Annotated in this window: 17 protein-coding genes; 15 read left to right on the forward strand and 2 right to left on the reverse strand. The window is 36.3% G+C overall.

Going from position 1 to position 20,442, the window contains the following annotated elements; genetic code table 11:
- Positions 1-380 precede the first annotated feature (380 nt).
- Positions 381-758 carry a large conductance mechanosensitive channel protein MscL gene (gene mscL, locus EAF07_RS00010; protein WP_121834255.1) on the reverse strand — a complete coding sequence of 126 codons (378 nt, stop codon included), beginning with the start codon at positions 756-758 and terminating at the stop codon, positions 381-383.
- Between the two features lie 137 nt (positions 759-895).
- Between mscL and dnaG the strand changes: the two genes are divergently transcribed.
- From dnaG to EAF07_RS00080, 14 genes are all read left to right on the forward strand, one after another.
- Positions 896-2,701, forward strand: coding sequence for a DNA primase (gene dnaG / locus EAF07_RS00015; protein ID WP_245962666.1), 1,806 nt, complete (start codon positions 896-898; stop codon positions 2,699-2,701).
- Positions 2,702-2,706: 5 nt separating this feature from the next.
- On the forward strand, positions 2,707-3,816 hold the full coding sequence (gene rpoD, locus EAF07_RS00020) for an RNA polymerase sigma factor RpoD (RefSeq protein ID WP_121834257.1): 1,110 nt from the start codon (positions 2,707-2,709) through the stop codon (positions 3,814-3,816).
- Positions 3,817-3,912: 96 nt separating this feature from the next.
- Positions 3,913-4,248, forward strand: a complete 336-nt coding sequence (locus tag EAF07_RS00025) for a metal-sulfur cluster assembly factor (protein WP_121834258.1) — start codon at positions 3,913-3,915, stop codon at positions 4,246-4,248.
- A gap of 78 nt (positions 4,249-4,326) precedes the next feature.
- The gene (gene rfbD, locus EAF07_RS00030; protein WP_121834259.1) at positions 4,327-5,178 is read left to right on the forward strand and encodes a dTDP-4-dehydrorhamnose reductase; all 852 of its coding nucleotides are present in this window, start codon (positions 4,327-4,329) and stop codon (positions 5,176-5,178) included.
- A 117-nt stretch (positions 5,179-5,295) separates the two neighbouring features.
- Positions 5,296-6,450, forward strand: a complete 1,155-nt coding sequence (gene cps2T, locus EAF07_RS00035; protein ID WP_121834260.1) for a beta 1-4 rhamnosyltransferase Cps2T — start codon at positions 5,296-5,298, stop codon at positions 6,448-6,450.
- Complete coding sequence (locus tag EAF07_RS00040; protein WP_121834261.1) at positions 6,440-7,387, forward strand: glycosyltransferase family 2 protein; 948 nt, start codon at positions 6,440-6,442, stop codon at positions 7,385-7,387. The genes cps2T and EAF07_RS00040 overlap by 11 nt, the downstream gene beginning before the upstream one ends.
- Positions 7,388-7,473: 86 nt before the next feature.
- Entirely contained in the window at positions 7,474-8,280 is an 807-nt protein-coding gene (locus EAF07_RS00045) for an ABC transporter permease (RefSeq protein ID WP_121834533.1), read from the forward strand.
- On the forward strand, positions 8,280-9,491 hold the full coding sequence (locus EAF07_RS00050) for an ATP-binding cassette domain-containing protein (protein ID WP_121834262.1): 1,212 nt from the start codon (positions 8,280-8,282) through the stop codon (positions 9,489-9,491). Before EAF07_RS00045 ends, EAF07_RS00050 begins: the two co-directional genes overlap by 1 nt.
- 7 nt (positions 9,492-9,498) lie before the next feature.
- On the forward strand, positions 9,499-10,533 hold the full coding sequence (locus EAF07_RS00055) for a glycosyltransferase family 2 protein (RefSeq protein WP_121834263.1): 1,035 nt from the start codon (positions 9,499-9,501) through the stop codon (positions 10,531-10,533).
- Positions 10,530-12,299, forward strand: a complete 1,770-nt coding sequence (locus EAF07_RS00060) for a rhamnan synthesis F family protein (RefSeq protein ID WP_121834264.1) — start codon at positions 10,530-10,532, stop codon at positions 12,297-12,299. Before EAF07_RS00055 ends, EAF07_RS00060 begins: the two co-directional genes overlap by 4 nt.
- Positions 12,292-13,938, forward strand: coding sequence for an LTA synthase family protein (locus tag EAF07_RS00065; RefSeq protein WP_121834265.1), 1,647 nt, complete (start codon positions 12,292-12,294; stop codon positions 13,936-13,938). The genes EAF07_RS00060 and EAF07_RS00065 overlap by 8 nt, the downstream gene beginning before the upstream one ends.
- A gap of 6 nt (positions 13,939-13,944) precedes the next feature.
- On the forward strand, positions 13,945-14,886 hold the full coding sequence (locus tag EAF07_RS00070; protein ID WP_121834266.1) for a glycosyltransferase family 2 protein: 942 nt from the start codon (positions 13,945-13,947) through the stop codon (positions 14,884-14,886).
- A gap of 65 nt (positions 14,887-14,951) precedes the next feature.
- Positions 14,952-16,934: a DUF7657 domain-containing protein gene (locus tag EAF07_RS00075; RefSeq protein ID WP_121834267.1), complete on the forward strand. Its 1,983-nt coding sequence runs from the start codon at positions 14,952-14,954 to the stop codon at positions 16,932-16,934.
- A 347-nt stretch (positions 16,935-17,281) separates the two neighbouring features.
- A complete protein-coding gene (locus EAF07_RS00080; protein ID WP_121834268.1) occupies positions 17,282-18,649 on the forward strand; it encodes an SH3 domain-containing protein in 1,368 nt (455 codons plus the stop codon).
- A gap of 118 nt (positions 18,650-18,767) precedes the next feature.
- Here EAF07_RS00080 and EAF07_RS00085 read toward each other — a convergent pair whose 3' ends face one another.
- Positions 18,768-19,247: a hypothetical protein gene (locus tag EAF07_RS00085; RefSeq protein ID WP_121834269.1), complete on the reverse strand. Its 480-nt coding sequence runs from the start codon at positions 19,245-19,247 to the stop codon at positions 18,768-18,770.
- A gap of 442 nt (positions 19,248-19,689) precedes the next feature.
- Between EAF07_RS00085 and EAF07_RS00090 the strand changes: the two genes are divergently transcribed.
- Positions 19,690-20,442 carry an ABC transporter ATP-binding protein gene (locus tag EAF07_RS00090; RefSeq protein ID WP_121834270.1) on the forward strand — a complete coding sequence of 251 codons (753 nt, stop codon included), beginning with the start codon at positions 19,690-19,692 and terminating at the stop codon, positions 20,440-20,442.

The raw sequence follows: 20,442 nt of genomic DNA on the forward strand, positions 1-20,442 counted from the left end.
GCAATAAAATCAACCATTATAAAAACCAGTGGAACTTACCCTGACACGGATTTCCACTGGTTGTTAGAGGTTTTATCAGATTAACTTCCACTTTAACAGACGGTGGAAGTTAGTTTGGGAATTTAGCAAAATTGTTTATGATATTGCCGAATCATAGATATTGATTTTCACAATTAAAAAACAATGGAGATAAAGTTTGCTTGAAATTTGTATTTATACAACAAATAACGAAAAAACCAAGAATATCAATTGGAATAAGAATGTTGACTTATGCCTGGTGACAAAAGGAATATATATTACATTAAAAGGTAGAAGTAACATGAAAAAGATGCAGGTCGGAGCAACAAAAAAAGCACTTCCGAAAAAGTGCTTTATAGAGATTATTTTTTAAGAAGGTCACGGATTTCTGCAAGAAGTTCTTCTTGAGTTGGACCAGCAACTTCAGCAGCTTCTTCTTCAGCTTTCTTAGTAAGAGCAGTTGCTTTTTCAGCAGCTTTAACTACGAAGAAAAGAGATGTTCCAATGATAAGGAAGTTGATAACAGCACCAAGGAAGTTACCATATTTCACACCGTTCCAAGCAAGTTCAGTGATGTTTTGAACGTTTGCAGCTTTTAAAGCTGGGTTAAGGATAAGAGGAGTGATGATGTCACTAACAAGTGAAGTGATGATTGCACCGAAAGCACCACCGATAATAACAGCAACAGCAAGGTCAATAATGTTCCCGCGGAACAAGAAGTTTTTCAAATCTTTAATCATGAGATAAAGAGTTTCCTTTCAGAATTTTTAATACTCATATAGTATATATATAAGAAATTTGAAAGGCAAGGAAAATGACTTGATTTTTTCATTTTACACCTGTTAGCTTTAGTGATATAATGAAATATAAAACTAAAATGGGATTTTTGTGTGGAGGTGTTGATTTGGCAGTAAGCAAAGAACAGATTCTCGACATCAAAAACAGTGTCAATATCGTTGATGTTATTGGCGAAGTTGTGGCTTTGACAAAGGCTGGTAGGCATTTTTTAGGGCTGTGCCCCTTCCACAAAGAAAAGACCCCCTCATTTAATGTTATTGAGGATAAGCAATTCTATCATTGCTTTGGTTGTGGTAAATCTGGAGATGTTTTCAAATTTCTAGAAGACTATCGACAAATTACCTTTATGGAAAGTGTTCAGATTTTAGCGGATAGGGTTGGTATTAATGTCTCTGTTAGCCAACCTCGGGTTGAACAAACACAGTCACATCCTCATCAGAAATTATTTTCTCTCAATCAGGATGCTAGTAAGTTCTATCATGCTGTTTTGATGACCACAACACAAGGTCAAGAGGCTAAACAATATCTCTATGACCGTGGGCTTACTGATGAGTTGATTGTGTATTTTAATATTGGTCTTTCGCCGTCTGAGCCTGATTACCTCTATCAAGCGATGTCTAAAAAGTATGATGAAGATACTCTCATGCAGGTTGGGTTATTTAACCTTTCTGAAAATGGTCGTGTTTTTGATGCCTTTCAAAATCGGATTATGTTTCCTTTGACAGATGATAGTGGTCGTGTTCTAGGATTTTCAGGTCGAATTTGGACAGAAAATGATCAGCAGCAGGGACAGGCAAAATATAAAAATACCCGTTCGACGCTTATTTTTAATAAATCTTACGAATTATATCATATGGATAGGGCAAAAGCTGTCGCTAAAAAGACGCATGAGCTCTATCTGATGGAAGGTTTCATGGATGTGATTGCGGCCTATCGAGCAGGTATAAGCAATGCAGTCGCTTCAATGGGTACAGCTCTGACATCGGAGCATGTCCGTCATTTGAAACAATTCACAAAAAAAGTGATTTTGACTTATGATGGTGATAAAGCAGGGCAAAACGCCATTGCAAAATCTTTAGAAATTTTGCGAGATATGACTGTTGAAATTGTTCGTATGCCAAATCAAATGGACCCCGATGAGTTCCTGAAAGCAAATTCGGAAGAAGAATTGGCAAAGCTATTGACACAGTCTCGCTTATCGGCCACTGAGTTTTGGATTTATTATTTGAAACCAGAAAACACTGATAATCTTCAAGCTCAAATCGCTTATGTTGAGAAAATTTCTGAGATGATTGCTCAGGTTTCATCAATTACTGCTCAGAATACCTATATTCATTTAGTAGCGGATTTATTGCCAGATTTTGATTATATGCAGGTTGAGCAGGCGGTCAATAACCATCGATTGGCTGACCGTAAGCAACGTCAAGAGCAAACTTATCAAGGGCAACAAGTTCTTAAAACACTTCCGTTAAGTAAAGCTTTATCTGCTCTTAATAAGGCTGAAAATCAATTGTTTCATAGGTTGTTAAATCACCCTTATTTATTAAATGAATTTCGCAATCGCTCAGACTTTTTCTTTCATACACCAGAGTTACAAACTCTTTATCTTGTCTTAGAGAAAGCTGGTGAGATTAGCTCATTGGACTTGGCTTCTTTGTCAGAAGAAGAAAATAGAGCGTATTATCGTGTTCTTGAAGAAGTGCTACCTCCTGAAATTGCTGAGGGAGAGATTGTTCAGATAGAAGAACGGATTTATCGTCTCCTAGGGGAACAAGAACTTCGTCACACTGCCAAATCCATCCGTGAATCCAGTAACCATGGAGATATTGACCGCGCTGTTGAGGAATTACAAGCCCTCATTTCCCAAAAAAGAAAGTTGGAATAAGATACATGGCAACTAAAAAAACAAATACTACTTTTAACGTTCAAGTCGCAGATTTTATCCGTAATCATAAAAAAGCAGGAACTGCCACAGATGAAGAGGTAACTGAAAAACTCGTTATTCCGTTTGTACTTGATGCGGATCAAATTGATGACCTTTTGGAACGTTTGACAGACGGTGGTATTGCTATCACAGACAAAGATGGTAATCCATCAACTAAATATGTTGTTGAAGAAATTCAACCAGAAGAGTTAACGGATGAAGAACTTCTTGGTTCGAACTCTGCTAAAGTTAATGACCCTGTTCGTATGTACCTTAAGGAAATCGGTACAGTACCACTTTTGACCAATGATGAAGAAAAAGACTTAGCCGTTGCGGTGGCTGCAGGCGATTTACAGGCTAAACAGCGTCTAGCCGAAGCTAACTTACGTCTGGTGGTGTCTATTGCTAAACGTTATGTTGGACGTGGTATGCAATTTCTTGACCTTATCCAAGAAGGTAATATGGGACTTATGAAAGCCGTTGATAAATTTGATTATGAGAAAGGCTTCAAATTCTCTACTTACGCAACTTGGTGGATTCGTCAGGCCATTACACGTGCTATTGCAGACCAAGCGAGAACCATTCGTATCCCTGTTCACATGGTGGAAACCATCAATAAATTGGTCCGTGAGCAGCGTAACCTTTTACAAGAATTAGGGCAAGATCCAACCCCTGAACAAATTGCAGAGCGTATGGACATGACACCTGATAAAGTTCGTGAAATTTTGAAAATCGCTCAAGAACCTGTCTCACTTGAAACACCGATTGGTGAAGAAGATGATAGCCACTTGGGTGACTTTATCGAAGATGAAGTGATTGAAAATCCTGTGGATTACACAACTCGTGTTGTTTTGCGTGAGCAATTGGATGAAGTGTTAGACACTCTGACAGACCGTGAAGAAAACGTTCTTCGTCTCCGTTTTGGACTTGATGATGGAAAAATGCGCACACTTGAAGATGTTGGTAAAGTGTTTAACGTTACTCGTGAGCGTATTCGTCAGATTGAAGCTAAAGCTCTTCGCAAATTACGCCACCCAAGCCGTAGTAAACAACTTAAAGATTTTATGGATGAGTAAAATTTAGTTATTCAGACCAAATGATGTGTTGAAGCTAATCATTTCTGTAGCTGATTAGTAATTGTTGATAGCAATTTATCAACTAGAAAGAATGATATGTCAGATAAAAAATATACCGATGATGAAATTTTAGCCATTAAAGACAAGATACTTCAAGGATTAGAAGAAGTGATTGATCCAGAGCTTGGTATTGATATTGTTAATCTTGGCTTGATTTACGAAATTCGTTTTGAACAAAATGGGGCAACAGAAATTGATATGACGTTGACGACGATGGGGTGCCCTTTGGCTGATTTAATTACAGATCAAATTCACGATGCGATGAAATCAATTCCAGAAGTCACAAAAGTAGACGTCAAACTCGTTTGGTACCCAGCTTGGACTGTGGATCGTCTCAGTCGCTATGCACGTATTGCCCTAGGCATTCGATAAAAAATTAGTAGGACAGAGACTGAGTATCTCAATCGTCTATTTTTGACCAAATAAAAGAAAATATTTAAGGAGAATCACATGATTTTAGTAACAGGTGCCAATGGACAACTTGGAACAGAGCTCCGCTATTTGCTCGACGAAAGAAATGAAGAATACGTTGCAGTGGATGTCGCAGAAATGGATATTACCAATGCTGAGAAAGTTGACGAGGTATTTGCTCAAGTGAAACCAACCTTGGTCTATCACTGTGCTGCCTATACAGCTGTTGATGCAGCAGAAGACGAAGGTAAGGAATTGAACTACGCTATCAATGTCACAGGGACGGAGAATGTCGCAAAAGCTTGTGCCAAATATGGTGCTACGCTAGTGTATATCTCAACAGACTATGTTTTTGATGGCGAGAAACCTGTCGGTCAAGAATGGTTAGAGACAGATAAACCAGATCCTAAGACAGAATATGGACGTACCAAACGTTTGGGTGAAGAAGCAGTTGAAAAGTACGCAGACAAGTTTTATATCATTCGTACAGCTTGGGTATTTGGTAACTATGGCAAAAACTTTGTCTTTACCATGGAAAATTTAGCAAAGCAACACTCACGTTTAACAGTTGTTAATGACCAACACGGTCGTCCGACCTGGACACGTACACTTGCAGAATTTATGTGCCATTTGGCTGAAAATCAAAAAGAATTCGGCTATTATCATTTATCAAATGATGCGAAAGAAGATACGACTTGGTATGATTTTGCTGTGGAAATCCTAAAAGATACCGATGTCGAAGTGGCTCCAGTGGATTCATCAGCCTTCCCAGCTAAGGCAAAACGTCCGCTTAACTCAACCATGAACCTTGATAAAGCTAAGGCAACAGGGTTTGTTATTCCAACTTGGCAAGAAGCTCTAAAAGAGTTTTACAAACAAGAGCAAAGATAATTGTAGGGGCAAAGCCCCTTTTTGTGTGCTAGTATTTTTAATGTTAAGTTGAACAGAGCAGATTTTCTGAGATTGTGCTATAATGAATAAGATTAACATTAAAGCGAAAGGTCTTTTATGAAACACGTTTTTATTATAGGAAGTCGTGGTCTACCAGCTCAATACGGCGGATTTGAAACATTCGTTGAAGAACTGGTGAAAAATCAAAGGACTATCGGTATAAAATATCACGTTGCTTGTCTGAGTAATCAAGAACAAGGAATGCATTTTGACATGTATGGAGCAGATTGTTTTACGATTAACCCACCAAAACTTGGTCCAGCTAGGGTTATCGCTTACGATATTCAAGCGATCAATTACGCTCTGCAATTGATTGAGAAAGATAGGATTCAAGAGCCCATTTTTTATGTACTGGGCAACACAATAGGGGCTTTCATAGCTCCACTGGTAAGAAAGATTCGACGCTTAAAGGGAAAGCTTTTTATTAATCCTGATGGTTTAGAATGGAAGAGAAGTAAGTGGTCTCGTCCAGTTCAAATGTACTTGAAATTATCTGAAAAGATGATGACTAAGCATGCTGACCTTGTGATTTCTGATAATGAAGGGATTGAAAATTATATTAAACGCTCCTATCCTTGGTCTAACACACGCTTTATTGCCTATGGGACTGACTTGGCGCTGTCTAGCTTGACGGAAAATAGTCAGTTGGTTCGTGAGTTTTTTGGAAAATGGCAGAGCAGAGAAAAAGGGTATTACCTAATAGTTGGGCGTTTTGTCCCTGAAAATAATTACGAAACAGCCATTCGTGAGTTCATGGTGTCCAAAACCAAACGTGATTTAATCATTATTTGTAATCAAGAAGGAAATCCCTATTTTGAAAGATTACGTGACGTGACTGGCTTTGATAAAGACCCACGTGTTAAATTCGTGGGGACGGTATATGACAGGGAGCTTTTGAATTATATTCGTGCTCATGCCCAGGCCTATATTCACGGCCACGAAGTTGGTGGGACAAATCCTGGTCTTCTCGAAGCGCTAGCACATACAGAACTTAATTTAGTATTAGATGTTGATTTTAACCGTTCTGTGGCTGAGAGCACCGCTTTGTACTGGAAAAAATATGCAGGAAATCTATCAGAGCTGATTAATCAGGTTGATCAGGCAAGTGATTTTTCAGACTTAGGAAATGCGGCTAAAAAACGGATGGCTGACCATTACAGTTGGGAAAAAATTGTAGGAGAGTACGAGGAGTTGTTTTTGAATGAAAGTTAATATTCTGATGGCTACCTACAATGGTGAGCGGTTTTTAGCTGAACAGATTGAAAGTATTCAACAACAGACGTTTACCGATTGGAAACTCTTGATACGTGATGATGGCTCATCTGATAGAACACGAGAGATTATTCAGCAATTTGTGGAGCAAGATGACCGTATTAGCTTCATAAATCCTGATGAAACAACAAATCTCGGCGTCATTAAGTCCTTTTTCACCTTGCTCAAACATGAGAAAGCAGACTATTATTTTTTTAGTGATCAGGATGATATTTGGTTGCCTGAAAAGATGGCGTTGACACTCGCAGAGGCGCGAAATCACGCCCAAACGGATCCTCTGATGGTCTATACTGACTTAAAAGTGGTCAACCAACAGTTGGAAGTCATAAATGACAGTATGATTCGTAGCCAATCACACCATGCTAATACAGAGTTGCTTCAAGAATTGACTGAAAATACGGTGACTGGTGGGACTGCTATGATTAATCATGCCCTAGCAGAACGTTGGACTGCTACAGATAATTTACTCATGCATGATTGGTACTTAGCTCTTTTAGCAACAGCTTTCGGAAAGCTCATTTATATCGATCAGCCAACAGAGCTTTACCGTCAGCATGACAATAACGTGCTTGGAGCAAGGACTTGGTCAAAGCGTCTTTATAAATGGATGCGTCCACATTTGCTATTTAGTAAGTATTGGCAGCTTATCATAGATAGTCAACGACAGGCGAAGCATTTGCTTAATATGGATATATCAGCAGAGCAGAAAGACCTGATTGAGAAATTCATCTCCTTACAAGAGTACGGATTTTTTGAACGAATGGCTATTTTGAAAAATTATGGTTTTAGAAAAAATCGGACATTCCATACGATTGTATTTAGGACCTTGCTGATGACAAAATTTGCCTATAAAAAGGAATATCAGACAAAAAAATAATGAAAGGAAAGTTCAGTTAGTAACCTAACTGAATGAAGGGAACACTGAGTCAACTGTGACGGCTGTATCCCTATTTGATTATAGATATGAATATATTTGCTAAGGAGAATCGAATTCTTCTCCGAGAAATGATAAAAACGGATTTTAAGCTTCGTTATCAAGGAAGTTTTATAGGACATTTATGGTCTATTTTAAAGCCAATGATGCTTTTTACTATCATGTATTTAGTATTTGTTCGATTTTTACGTTTTGATGATGGAACACCTCATTATGCAATTGGTTTATTAATAGGTATGGTAACTTGGAACTTTTTTTCTGAGGCAACTAATATGGGGATGATGTCAATTGTTTCAAGGGGAGATTTGCTTCGCAAGTTAAATTTTTCTAAAGAAATTATTGTCATCTCATCAGTCGTAGGTGCAACCATTAACTATGCTATTAATCTTCTAGTTGTTTTTATCTTTGCCGTCATAAATGGAGTAAATGTGTCTTTAGGTTGGTTGGTGATTTTCCCACTATTTGTTGAACTCTTCTTAATGACAACGGGCATTGCGTTTATTTTAGCAACACTTTTTGTGAAATATCGGGATATCGGTCCGATTTGGGAAGTTGTTATGCAGGCTGGAATGTACGGCACACCTATCATTTACTCTCTGACGTTTATTTTACAAAAAGGTCAAGTTGCCATTGCGAAAGTAATGATGCTGAATCCTTTAGCGCAGATTATTCAAGATTTACGTCACTTCATTGTATTTTCAGGAAGTTTACGAGGCTGGGATTTGATTGAAAATAAAGCAATTGCTATAGTGCCCTATATCTTACCAATTTTAATTTTTGGAATAGGTTATGCTATTTTCCAAAAAAGTGCTAAGAAATTTGCGGAGATTCTTTAATGACAAAAAATATTGCAGTAAAAGTTGAACACGTTTCAAAATATTTTAAATTACCGACAGAAAGTACACAGAGCCTGCGCACTAGTATGGTTAATTATTTTAAAGGTATCAAGGGATACAAAGAACAGCATGTTTTAAAGGATATTAATTTTGAAGTGGAAGAAGGGGACTTCTTTGGTATTCTTGGTCGAAATGGGTCAGGAAAATCAACGCTTCTAAAAATTATTTCTCAAATTTACGTTCCTGAAAAAGGAAAAGTAACCGTTAATGGGAAAATGGTTTCCTTTATTGAATTGGGCGTTGGTTTCAATCCAGAATTGACAGGACGAGAAAATGTCTATATGAACGGTGCCATGCTAGGTTTTACAACAGAAGAAGTTGATGCCATGTATGACGATATTGTTGAGTTTGCAGAGCTAGAAGAATTCATGAATCAAAAACTTAAGAATTATTCTAGTGGGATGCAAGTTCGTCTAGCCTTTTCGGTAGCCATTAAAGCGCAAGGAGATGTATTAATCCTGGATGAGGTGTTGGCTGTCGGAGATGAAGCATTTCAACGGAAGTGTAATGACTATTTCATGGAACGTAAGAAGAGTGGTAAGACTACCATTCTTGTAACTCATGACATGGGAGCGGTGAAGAAATATTGTAATAAGGCTATTTTGATTGAGGATGGTCTCATTAAGGCTTCAGGGAACCCACGAGATGTAGCGAATCAATATAGTTTTGATAATACGAATCAAGTTGTTAGTGAAACTCATACAGAAGACATCAGTAACCGAATTTTAGTAGACAATCTTAAAATGGAGCTCCTGTCGCCAAATCGTACCACTCCAGATATACCTGTTCAGTTCAAGGTAACATACGATGTTTTTGAAGATATTAAAACTTATGTTGCGATTTCATTGACAGACATTGATCGGAACATTTGGATGTATAACGACAACACGATGGATCGTATGACAGATGGTAAGGGGCACTACGCTATAGATTATAGTTGCTTATTAACGCCACTGAACGATGTTAAGTTGAAATTAGAAATGACCATCCGTGATGAACGAAACCAAGTTCTAGCTTTCTTACCAGTCTATGAGACACCGATTATTGTTCTCAATCGTGATGATTTGGATACTAGTGATGAGTCTGCTAAAGACTCTGCAACAGGAATCTTAAAGCGGAATGGAAGTTGGAATATTTTAAAATCTGAGTAGGTAGACTATGAAAGTTTCTATTATTTGCACGAATTACAATAAAGATCAGTGGATTGGACAAGCTATTGATAGTTTTATTCAGCAAGAAACAACTTTTCCTTATGAAATTATCTTGATAGATGATGCCTCAACGGATTGTTCTCGAGAAATTTTAGAACAGTATGAAAAGAAGTATCCAGAGCTTATCCGTGTATTTTATAACGAGTCTAACTTTGGAATCGCAAAGACTTGGAAAAAAATTGTCAAGGAAGCAAGAGGGGAGTATATTGCTCGTTGTGATGGAGATGATTTTTGGACGGATTCTTTGAAATTGCAAAAGCAGGTAGAGCTATTAGAGAGTAGAGAAGATTCTCTCTGGGCTAATTCTGAGTTTGATATGATTGCTGAAGATGGAACCTTGCTACAGAAGGATGTTTTCAAAAATGGGATTTTACCATTAGCGGATTCTTATGAACATCTATTGGTCTACAAATTGATGACAATGGCATCTACCTGGTTGGTTGAACGTCAGTTAATGTTAGAAGTGACAGATGCTCTTGCTGAAAATGCAGCGGATGATACTTTTGATTTACAACTGGAATTATTTAAAAGAACCAAATTATCAACGTTGGAAGATAGTACAACGGTCTATCGAATGAATATCGGTTCAGATTCTAAACCGATTACCTATGAAAAATTTGAAAAACGAGTAGCTGGAATTTGTCAGACACAACTAAACTATCTGAAAAAATATCCAGACTATGATGTTTCGCGTCTCGTCAACATGCTTATTGAAAAAGACAAACAATCGGATTTAGAGCAATTTAAGCGCGATCAGGAAATCAGTCGTTTGAATATACTTGTTGATCAACTACAGACGATTTCGGCTAATCAGAATGCATATATCGAACAGCTCAAGGAAAGTAACGTAGGACTTGAGGTGACAATTGCAGAAAAAGAACATCAGATTAGCCATATAACAACGGAATATGAGCGTGTGATTACGTCACGACGTTGGACCATTCCGACTAAGATTATTAACTTCTTTAGGAGAAATAAATGAAACGACTACTTCTATATGTTCATTTTAATAAAAATGAGGTGATTAGTGGACATGTCCATTACCAACTAGAGCATATTCGTTCCTTGTTTGCGAAGGTTGTATTCATTTCAAACAGCCTATTGAGTGAAGTGGAAGTGAAGAAGCTTCGTCAAGAGGGGCTGATTGATGAATTTATCCAACGTGAAAATATTGGATATGATTTTGCTGCTTGGCAAGATGGAATGAAATTGGTCGGATTTGAGAACTTGAAAGACTACGATTCTGTTACAGCCATGAACGATACTTGTTTTGGACCATTGTGGGACTTGACGCCACTTTATGATCGCTATGAATCAGATGTGGCTACCGATTTTTGGGGTATGACAAATCATCGAGCGATTGATGCAGGGCACATCTATATTGATGAACATCTACAGTCTTACTTCATGTCCTTTAAACAATCAATTGTTCAGTCTGATGTTTTCGAGAACTTCTGGCAAACTGTCGTAGCTCATACAGATGTTCAAAAGGTTATTGATGAGTACGAAACCAAGTATACAAAACTCTTTGTAGAAGCTGGTTTTCGTTATAACTCTGTGCTAAACACAGTCCCCATAGCTGACCAGTATTTTCATTCGAATTTTACGATTCATTATCCCCATGTGCTTTTGGATCAACAGGTACCGTTTATCAAGGTGAAAACCTTTGATTTAACACAACATTTATCTCCGTACACTCTTCGTACAATTGAGGAGAAAACGAATTATCCAGTTCAACTGATTGAAGAACATATGTCGGATATTAGTCTACCAACTCCAGCTTATTTGATTGATCGCAAAGTGATTGATGGAAAAGCAACAGGAGAAATAGCGGTAACTACGAAGAAGGTTGCGGTTCATTTACATACTTTCTATGTTGATTTATTGGATGAGTTTTTGACAAATTTTGAAGCATTTGCCTTTGATTATGATTTGTATTTGACAACGAATACGGCTGAAAAAGAAGAACAAATTAAAGAAATTCTAGAAAAGCGTGGCAAAACTGCTACTATCATAGTGACTGGTGCTAAGGGACGCGATATTATTCCAATGTTGAAATTAAAAGATGCCCTATCCCAGTACGATTATATTGGACATTTCCATACGAAGAAATCTCCAGAATACCCTTATTGGGTAGGTGATTCTTGGCGAGCAGAATTAAATCAAATGTTGATTCAGTCAGCAAACCATTTATTAGCTGCATTTGATCGTAGAGAGAAGCTAGGTCTTGCTATTGCAGATATCCCAAGTTTTTTCCGTTATACTAAGATTGTGGAACCTTGGAATGAATATCGTTTTGCAGCGGATATGAATGACTTGTGGAAACGAATGGGCTTGGCAAGAAGTATTGATTTTGAAACGTTTGATACCTTCATCATGTCTTATGGAACCTTTATTTGGTTCAAATACGATGCTCTAAAACCTTTATTTGATTTAGGACTCACAGATGAGGAAATTCCTGCGGAGCCTTTACCTCAACATACTATTTTACATTCGATTGAACGCATTCTGGTTTATCTTGCATGGGCAAATCACTATGACTATGTGATTTCAAAGCACGAACGCTATATCTCTCCTTTTGTTGACAATAAAGTGCTAAATATCCGTGCGGATAATGTTCCAAATACCTATATCAATTTTGACCAAATAGGTGGTATAAAAGGAGCTTTGAAATATATTTACAGAGGTCCTGGAAGTGCTATTAAATACATTATCAAGAAAGGAATTTTAAAAATCAAAAATGGCTAGTCGTCGAGTAAAAAGAATACCATTAAAAGAAACGATAGCTGAGAGATATCTTGATATAAGTATTGTTCTCAAATATACCATATCAATTATTTTATCTGTACTTGTACTAATGAGTTCTGAGAATATGATGTTATTTTGGGTTAATATCTTAGAACTGGTGATTATTTTTTTAATTTCCAACGTAGTTATTGTAAAATATAATGTCTTTGGAAATTTTTTAAATGCTATTCTAATATTTTTATTCAATATTGAGCAAGGGATTTATGTTTTTGGTGGTACCTATTTATCATCTGTTATGCTTTCCAATATTGATTCTCTTGCAGCTCTATCTGGAAAAATTTGGGTATACTCTATTGGGGCAATTGGGATTATCGCTATATCGCTATTACCAATTAAAAAGCTTGAAATTCCCAAAAGATACACTTCTATAGCTTTACTATTACTATTTATTAATGAAATTTCATTAATTTCTGGCATGCCTATTGAAAATAGAACGTCACCTTATTTTAACTTCTATAATCTTTATCAGGAAAAGTTAGAAAATTATCGTATTGCAAAACAAATTGCAAGTTTACCTGATGTGACAAAAGAATTTTTTAAGCCAGAGGTGGCTGATGTTATCGAGAAATCAACAACTATTAATGATAAACCTAATATTATTCTTATATTTACAGAAGGTTTGTCACAAGGAATTATTGACCATAAACAGAATATTATGCCTAAAATAAAAAAGGTACAGCAGGAGTCTATCAATTTTACTAATTATTATAACCATACCTTTGCAACATATCGTGGATTAATTGGACAATTATACTCGGGATATCAATTTGATAACTACGATTCGAATAATCTTATTTCAATCGAAAGTATTCTTAAAAATGAGGGCTATTCAACGACTTTTATTAATTCAGAGCCAAGTAATAAGACATTTACAAAGTATTTGAACTCACTTGGTTTTGATAATATATCAACACTAGAAGATGGTAGAAAAGGACTTTCTGATACAGTTTCAGATAAACAAATGTATCAATTATTATTAGATGAAGCTCAAGATAAATTTGAGAAAAAAAAGCCATTTTTCATTTCGATGTATACCTTTGGAACGCATATATCTATGGATTCGGTAGATAAAAAGTTTGGTGATGGAAAAAATGCAACATTAAATAAATATTATGATTTAGACTATCAATTTGGAGAATTTTTTAATAAATTTGTAAATAGTTCGGTCTCTGATAATACTATTTTAGTATTTACAACAGACCATGGCACGTACGTAGATGACAGTTATCAAGATGTTTTTGAAAGTAGATCTCATGGAAGTTTGGATCAAGTTCCTTTCTTTATCTACAGTAAAAAAGTTAAACCTGCAGTAGTCGATGTCAATGGTAGAAACTCACTAAACTTAGCTCCTACCATTTTAGATTTTATTGATATTAGTTCGCCAAATTATTTTTTAGGAAGTAGTCTTTTTTCTGAAGCGGCAGCTAGTGACTTTGAATATGTGTTCAATTCAGAGAATGACTATTTGATAACAAAAGATAATCGAATTGAATTTTTAAAAGATGATGAAAAAGAAGAAATTGTAAAACAAATTGAAAAATATTTTGCTGCTAATCAGCAAGTGCCAGAGGGAAGGTAAAATAACATGTCCGAAAAAATCGCAGTCTTACTTCCTGCCTACAATGAGGAAGTAACTATTCAAAAAGTTATTAAAGATTTTCAGCGCGTTCTTCCAGAAGCTGATATTTATGTGTATGACAATAATTCAAAAGACAGAACGAATGAGTTAGCAAGAGCAGCAGGAGCAATTGTGCGTTTTGAGCCTCGCCAAGGGAAAGGGAATGTTGTGCGTTCGATGTTTCGTGAAATTGAAGCGGATTATTATATTATGGTTGATGCAGACGATACTTATCCAGCTGATGAGGTAGAAAAACTCTTGGAGCCTCTTCGTTCTGGTATGGCGGATATGACTATCGGAGATCGTTTATCGAATGGGACTTACGCAGAAGAAAACAAACGAGGTTTCCATGGTTTCGGAAATAACCTTGTGAAATTTCTTGTAAATAAACTTTATAAAGGCCAATATGAAGATATCATGACAGGTTATCGAGGGTTTAATCGTCTCTTCGTTAAAAATTTCCCAGTGTTATCACCAGGATTTGAAATTGAAACTGAATTGTCTATCCATTCCTTAGATAAACGCTTTAAATTGGTTGAAGTGCCAATCACCTATCAGGACCGTCCTGAGGGGAGTGAATCAAAACTCAATACTTTCTCTGATGGTTTTAAAGTATTGCGAATGATTTTTAACTTATTTAAAGATTATAAGCCATTACTGTTCTTTAGTATTTGCTCAGCTATCTTCTTTATTTTAGGCTTGTTTGCTGGTGTTCCAGTTATTAGTGAATTTACGCAAACTGGTTTTATTGCTAAGATGCCATCAGCTATTTTAGCGACTGGTCTCATGATTTTAGCTGCCTTATCTTTTGTTGCTGGATTTATTTTAGATACGATTGTAAGACAAAATCGTATGCAATATGAGTTGAAGATTTATGAGTATTATGAAAACTTACTAGATAAGAAGTAACAGTTTGATCATCAAACAGAAGAAATCCTAATTGATTTTTTCTGTTTTATTTTTGGAGACAATGAATGAAACGATTAATCAATAATATTATTAAATTTAGATATATTATAGCGGTAATGATTTGCTTGCTAGGTATTAGTCTAGATTTAAATGGAAGTTCAATTGGATTTTGGAATAATTTTGGGCTCACTGAGACTATTTCTGGAAAACGAGAACAAGCAACAAGTCTTGATAGTGCGACAAATATTTTAGAGATAGGTAGTTACTGGATTCCTAGAGAAAAAGAAGATGGGACAATTATTGGTGTTCCTAGAGGGATTAGATCGGATGAATGGTTGGTTCAAACACCATTTTATCTTTCTCAATCTAGTACAGGATTTCAATTAGTTAATCCATCATATGCCACTTCGGGACAAAATATGGTTGTTGCCTATAATGCTCCAGTGAATCATATTTCTCTTATTGGAAAACCGTTTAATTGGGGCTTCTTATTTTTAGGTGCTTCAAGAGGCTTATCTTGGTATTGGTGTGTTAAAGTCATTGGTATGCTCTTATTAGCATTTGAGTTTGCTATGATATTAACTAAAGGGAAAAAATACTTATCGCTAGTTGGTAGTTTTTGGATTACTTTTACACCAGTTGTTCAATGGTGGTTTATGCAACACTTAGGTGATGTTGTATTCTTTAGTTTATTAATCATGGTTAGTATGCATCACTATTTCAAAGTAAAATCAAAATGGGCAAAAATTGGTTTAGCGGCACTCCTAGCTTCTGGAATTATTGGCTATATTTTAGTTATCTATCCAGCATTTCAAGTACCTTTTGCTTATCTCATTTTATTATTTACTCTGATTGAGTTTATCAACGCTATCCGACAGAGACTTATCAATAAATTTGATATTTTAATGATAAGTTGTACATTAGGTCTTTCTTTTACAGTTGTTGGAATTACGATTATAGATAGTTGGGATGCGATTAAAACGACTTTAAATACAGTATATCCAGGAAGTCGTGTGTCTACTGGTGGTGAATTATCATTAACTGTAATAAGTGACTTTTTATTAAATGCTATCCTGCCGTATAGAACACCGTTTGCAAGTAATCAAGTTGAATTATCCAGTTCATATCATTTGCTAGGTTTTGTGAGTTTCTTATTACCATTTGTGATAAAGAAAAAAGACTTCAAGTCAAATAGTTTAGGACTTGGGTTAGTTATTTTATCAATATTATTAGCAACCTATGCTATCATCGGTCATGTACCTGTGTTACTTGCAAAAGTTACTTTACTATCATTTGTAACAAGTTCACGTGCTTGGCAGGCATTGGCAGTCATTTCTGTGTATGCATCAATTTGGGCTATTGCGTATATTTGGGATAAGAAACCGCAGGATTATTGGAAAGTTATTGTAGCAGCTGTTCCGTTTACAGGATTCATGGTTTATCGTATCTTGACTGAGGAATTTTATCGTAACTATTCTGGAAGGTTTATCTTACTTATTCTTTTAGGAATCATCTTATTCAGCTATTTTGCTATGGCTTTTAGATGGAAAAAGTGGCTCGTGGCTAGTATTTTAGGACTTACTTTAATTAGTGGTATGACAGTTAATCCAGTTGTTCATGGGCTAGAAGCCATTGAAGATAAAAAATTATCTGTTGAAGTCGCTGAGTTAGTTCAAGAAGATCCATCTGCTCTTTGGATATCGGATTCAACAATGTTGTATAATTATCTCGAAATGTTTGGCGCTAAAAGTTTAGATGGTATTCGTTTCTATCCAGATTTGCAATTGATGAAAATGATTGATAGCAAAGGTAGTATGGAAAATCAATGGAATAGATATAGTCATATGAAATATGTTTTAACTGATGAAGCTACTACTATGGCAAATCCATTTCCAGATGTGTTGAGCATTCAACTAAATGTTAATCAACTTGATGAATTGAATGTTAAATATGTGCTGACAACTAGAGATTTGGATAATGAATATGGTAATAAGTTTATTCTTATTTATCGTGATGCAGATAATAATAAAATTTATCGTCTGGAGTAGAAAAGTTATTGAGGTAACTTATTGTAGATGAATTATGGTATTTATTAATTACCAATTGTCAAATTAAATGCTACAACTAATCTCACTAAGAAAAATGTGATAAGATTTTGATAGTTTAGAGATTTACTGTTTCAAATTTATACTATGTCACTACATTTACACTGTGTTTAATACTGATAATTAATTTTATAGTGTAAAATTGTAAATAAACAAAATAGGCTTCAAAGTTACTATAGCTTTGTAGTTTATTTTTTTAAAATATTATTTTTGATTTCTTTCAACTTTTTTTCCTCCTTGCGAATAATTAGGTACAGGCCTGAAAGATTAAGTTTACAAGGAGTTAATGAATGCAAAAAGGTATGCAAACTGTTCAACATTTTTCAATTCGTAAGTGTGGTATGGGAGCTGCGTCAGTTCTTTTAGGGATGTTTTTGGTGACTGGCTCTGCTTTGGCAGAGGAAGTCTCAACTGTACCTGAGGTGACAACGCAACTTGAAACACAGGAATCATCTTGGGATATGGCTTCTTTAGAAAGGGCGATCGCAAAAGCAATAGCTGAAAGTTTAAAAAACACCAAGGTGGATCAGCCGAGAAAGGAAATCGTTGATGCGGCTAGTTCGGAGACTTCTGAACAAAAAGTAGAAAAAGCAGTTGTTACAGAACCTAAAGTGACTGTACCTGAAGCTAAGAAGGAAACTCCGCAAGTTGTGGCGCCTAAGAAAGAAGCAGTGCCTCAAAAGGTCGTTGAATCAGTGGTAGAAGTTCCGAAAATGAAAAAGTCCAATGACTTACCAACTTTGAGTTTTGCACATTTGGGAGATGATTATCCTGTCTATCTTAAAAATGCAGCTCCGGATAGTCTCATTGATCCTTGGAGACTTTGGAATAGAGAGTGCGTATCATTTGTAGCTCATCGCTTATCTTCGGTCAATGGTTTTATAATTCCTGGTGCTTATGGAAATGCGGATCAGTGGGGAACGCGTGCACGACGTGAGGGATATGTTGTTGACAATAAGCCAGCAGTAGGTTCAGTGGCATGGTGGCGCAGTTGTCATGTTGCTTGGGTAGCGGAAGTATCAGGTGATTACGTGACCATTGAAGAATATAATTATGACTATACTCATCGATATCACAAACGAACAATTCCTATTAGTAAAGTAGATGGTTTTATTCATTTCAAAGACTTGTCAGCATCAACTGTAGTTAAAACGCCATCCGTATCCCATGTGACACCAGTAAGTCATTCAAGTTTGGCTAAGAGTGGTACGTATCAATTCACCAAGACATCTATTATTCGAGCTGAAGCGAAACTCTCAAGTCCTGAATTAGCTCACTATGATGCTGGTGACTCTGTCCATTATGATAAGCTTGTAGAGGCTGATGGTTTTAGATGGCTATCTTACTTGTCATATAAAGGAAATCGACGTTATATTGCTATTGAAGCTTTGAAACATCAAAAGTCGCCAGTAAATAAAGTGACTCAAACTCCTCAACCAACCTCGCCTACTGTGAAGATTACTCTTCCTGCTAGTGGTGTCTACATTTTCCAAAACTCCTCACCGATTAAAGCTGAGGCAAAATCAGCTAGTCCAACTCTTGCCACTTACGATAAGGGAGAAAAGGTGAATTATGATAAAGTTTTGATTGCAGAAGGAAAACAGTGGATTTCCTATCTGTCTTATTCAGGAGCGCGTCGATATATTCAGGTAGATTAGTACTTGATGATACATTTGGATGGTGCTATATGTAGTGATGATAAAGTTAGTTACCACAGTCTATAAATGATAAAAACACCTAGACCTCAATTATGATGATACGGGTCTAGGTGTTTTTTTATTTTTTCTTACCAAGTGGGAGTTTGACTTTTTTGAGGGTATCAAGTGGTTTTGCTAAGTTTTTTTGAAGATTTGCAAGGTTATCTGTGGTTGTCTTTTTGAGTTCGTTACTCTGGTTAATAATGTCTTCGTTAACAAAATACAATTTGACTAAGGTTTCAGGCTTATAATTTCCAGCACGTGGGTGCATGGCAACGACTTCTAGAGGTCGTTCGTTGGCGTATTTCGGATGGGCTTTGGCTAAGATGGGTAAAACGGTAAAACCACGATTCTCTAAGAGTTTCTGTGCATAATCGAGTGGAACATGTTGAACATCATCTAGTTGGATGAGTGATTTTTTATGTTCGTGTCTGCGGTCTAATTCTTTTTCAATGATTGGTGTTGCTTTGTCTGTGACGTGCTTGACAGCATCAATAGCGTCTGGAATGGCTAAAAGATTTCCGACAGCACCGAGTAATTTTCCGATTTTTTTGGCCATGTTGTTTCCTCTTGTTCATTTCTAAGATTTTCTCCATTATATCAAAGTCTTACAATTTTGTAAGGTTTAAGCACGTTATTGTAAGATTAGCTCTGCTATTTTCCGATAAAATAAAAATATCAAAAGAAAGGAAGAGAGCGATGTCACTAGAAGCGATTAAAGGAACTTTTGAATTTTACGGTGGAAGTCTTTTAGGCTTAGCTATTTTGGCAGGAGTGATTCTGTTAGGAATTGTGGTCATCAAGAAATGGAAGTGAGTGAAATGAATAAATTAGGTTATAGTATTATGATTTTAGGTTTGGTCGTCGTGTCAGTCTGCACCGCTTGTTTTAGGAAAAAATGCAGGGCTGAAAGATGCAGGAAGTGAGAACTTTCTGATATAGTAATAGTGAAAGTATGACTCGAAGTTATCAAGTATGGATAGTAAGGAAGGAATCGTATTATGTTTTTACAAATCAATCATTTAGAAAAAGTTTATCGTACACGTTTTTCAAAGGAAGAAACACGCGCTCTTCAAGATGTGGATTTTAAGGTTGAAAAAGGTGAATTTATTGCCATTATGGGTGAGTCTGGTTCTGGTAAGACAACCTTGCTCAACATCCTAGCGACTCTTGATAAACCTAGTAAGGGGCAGGTTATTTTAAATGGTGAGGACATTACCAAAATCAAGGAAAGTAAACTTGCTAGTTATCGTCTGAAAAATCTAGGGTTTGTCTTCCAAGATTTTAACCTTTTAGATACTTTATCTATTAAAGACAACATTTTCTTGCCACTTGTACTGGATAAAAAATCTTATAAGGAGATGGAGATGCGCCTGCAGGGATTGGCCAGCAGTTTAAGAATTGACACGCTTTTGAATAAACGTCCCTTTGAACTTTCTGGTGGTCAAAAGCAACGCGTGGCCATTGCGCGTGCGCTTATTACGCAACCTCAGCTTTTATTGGCAGATGAACCAACCGCTGCTTTGGATTATAAAAACTCAGAAGATTTATTGAAGCTTTTTGAAGGAATCAACGAAACAGGTCAAACCATTTTGATGGTAACTCACTCTGCCAATGCGGCTAGTCATGCCAAACGTGTTCTCTTTATCAAAGACGGTCGTATTTTCCACCAGCTTTATCGTGGTGATAAGACCTCAACAGATTTTAACCGTGAGATTTCGCTTGCCATGTCAGCTCTTTTAGGAGGTGAATAA

The sequence above is a fragment of the Streptococcus hillyeri genome, from assembly GCF_003686955.1.
Taxonomy (GTDB): Bacteria; Bacillota; Bacilli; order Lactobacillales; family Streptococcaceae; genus Streptococcus; species Streptococcus hillyeri.

Coding starts and splice junctions, on each gene's coding strand:
- cps2T (WP_121834260.1), top strand. CDS start 5,296: ATGAAACACGTTTTTATTATAGGAAGTCGTGGTCTACCAGCTCAATAC.
- EAF07_RS00055 (WP_121834263.1), top strand. CDS start 9,499: ATGAAAGTTTCTATTATTTGCACGAATTACAATAAAGATCAGTGGATT.
- EAF07_RS00060 (WP_121834264.1), top strand. CDS start 10,530: ATGAAACGACTACTTCTATATGTTCATTTTAATAAAAATGAGGTGATT.
- EAF07_RS00040 (WP_121834261.1), top strand. CDS start 6,440: ATGAAAGTTAATATTCTGATGGCTACCTACAATGGTGAGCGGTTTTTA.
- rpoD (WP_121834257.1), top strand. CDS start 2,707: ATGGCAACTAAAAAAACAAATACTACTTTTAACGTTCAAGTCGCAGAT.
- dnaG (WP_245962666.1), top strand. CDS start 896: ATGGGATTTTTGTGTGGAGGTGTTGATTTGGCAGTAAGCAAAGAACAG.
- EAF07_RS00065 (WP_121834265.1), top strand. CDS start 12,292: ATGGCTAGTCGTCGAGTAAAAAGAATACCATTAAAAGAAACGATAGCT.
- mscL (WP_121834255.1), bottom strand. CDS start 758: ATGATTAAAGATTTGAAAAACTTCTTGTTCCGCGGGAACATTATTGAC.
- EAF07_RS00090 (WP_121834270.1), top strand. CDS start 19,690: ATGTTTTTACAAATCAATCATTTAGAAAAAGTTTATCGTACACGTTTT.
- EAF07_RS00070 (WP_121834266.1), top strand. CDS start 13,945: ATGTCCGAAAAAATCGCAGTCTTACTTCCTGCCTACAATGAGGAAGTA.
- EAF07_RS00045 (WP_121834533.1), top strand. CDS start 7,474: ATGAATATATTTGCTAAGGAGAATCGAATTCTTCTCCGAGAAATGATA.
- EAF07_RS00085 (WP_121834269.1), bottom strand. CDS start 19,247: ATGGCCAAAAAAATCGGAAAATTACTCGGTGCTGTCGGAAATCTTTTA.
- EAF07_RS00080 (WP_121834268.1), top strand. CDS start 17,282: ATGCAAAAAGGTATGCAAACTGTTCAACATTTTTCAATTCGTAAGTGT.
- rfbD (WP_121834259.1), top strand. CDS start 4,327: ATGATTTTAGTAACAGGTGCCAATGGACAACTTGGAACAGAGCTCCGC.
- EAF07_RS00050 (WP_121834262.1), top strand. CDS start 8,280: ATGACAAAAAATATTGCAGTAAAAGTTGAACACGTTTCAAAATATTTT.
- EAF07_RS00025 (WP_121834258.1), top strand. CDS start 3,913: ATGTCAGATAAAAAATATACCGATGATGAAATTTTAGCCATTAAAGAC.
- EAF07_RS00075 (WP_121834267.1), top strand. CDS start 14,952: ATGAAACGATTAATCAATAATATTATTAAATTTAGATATATTATAGCG.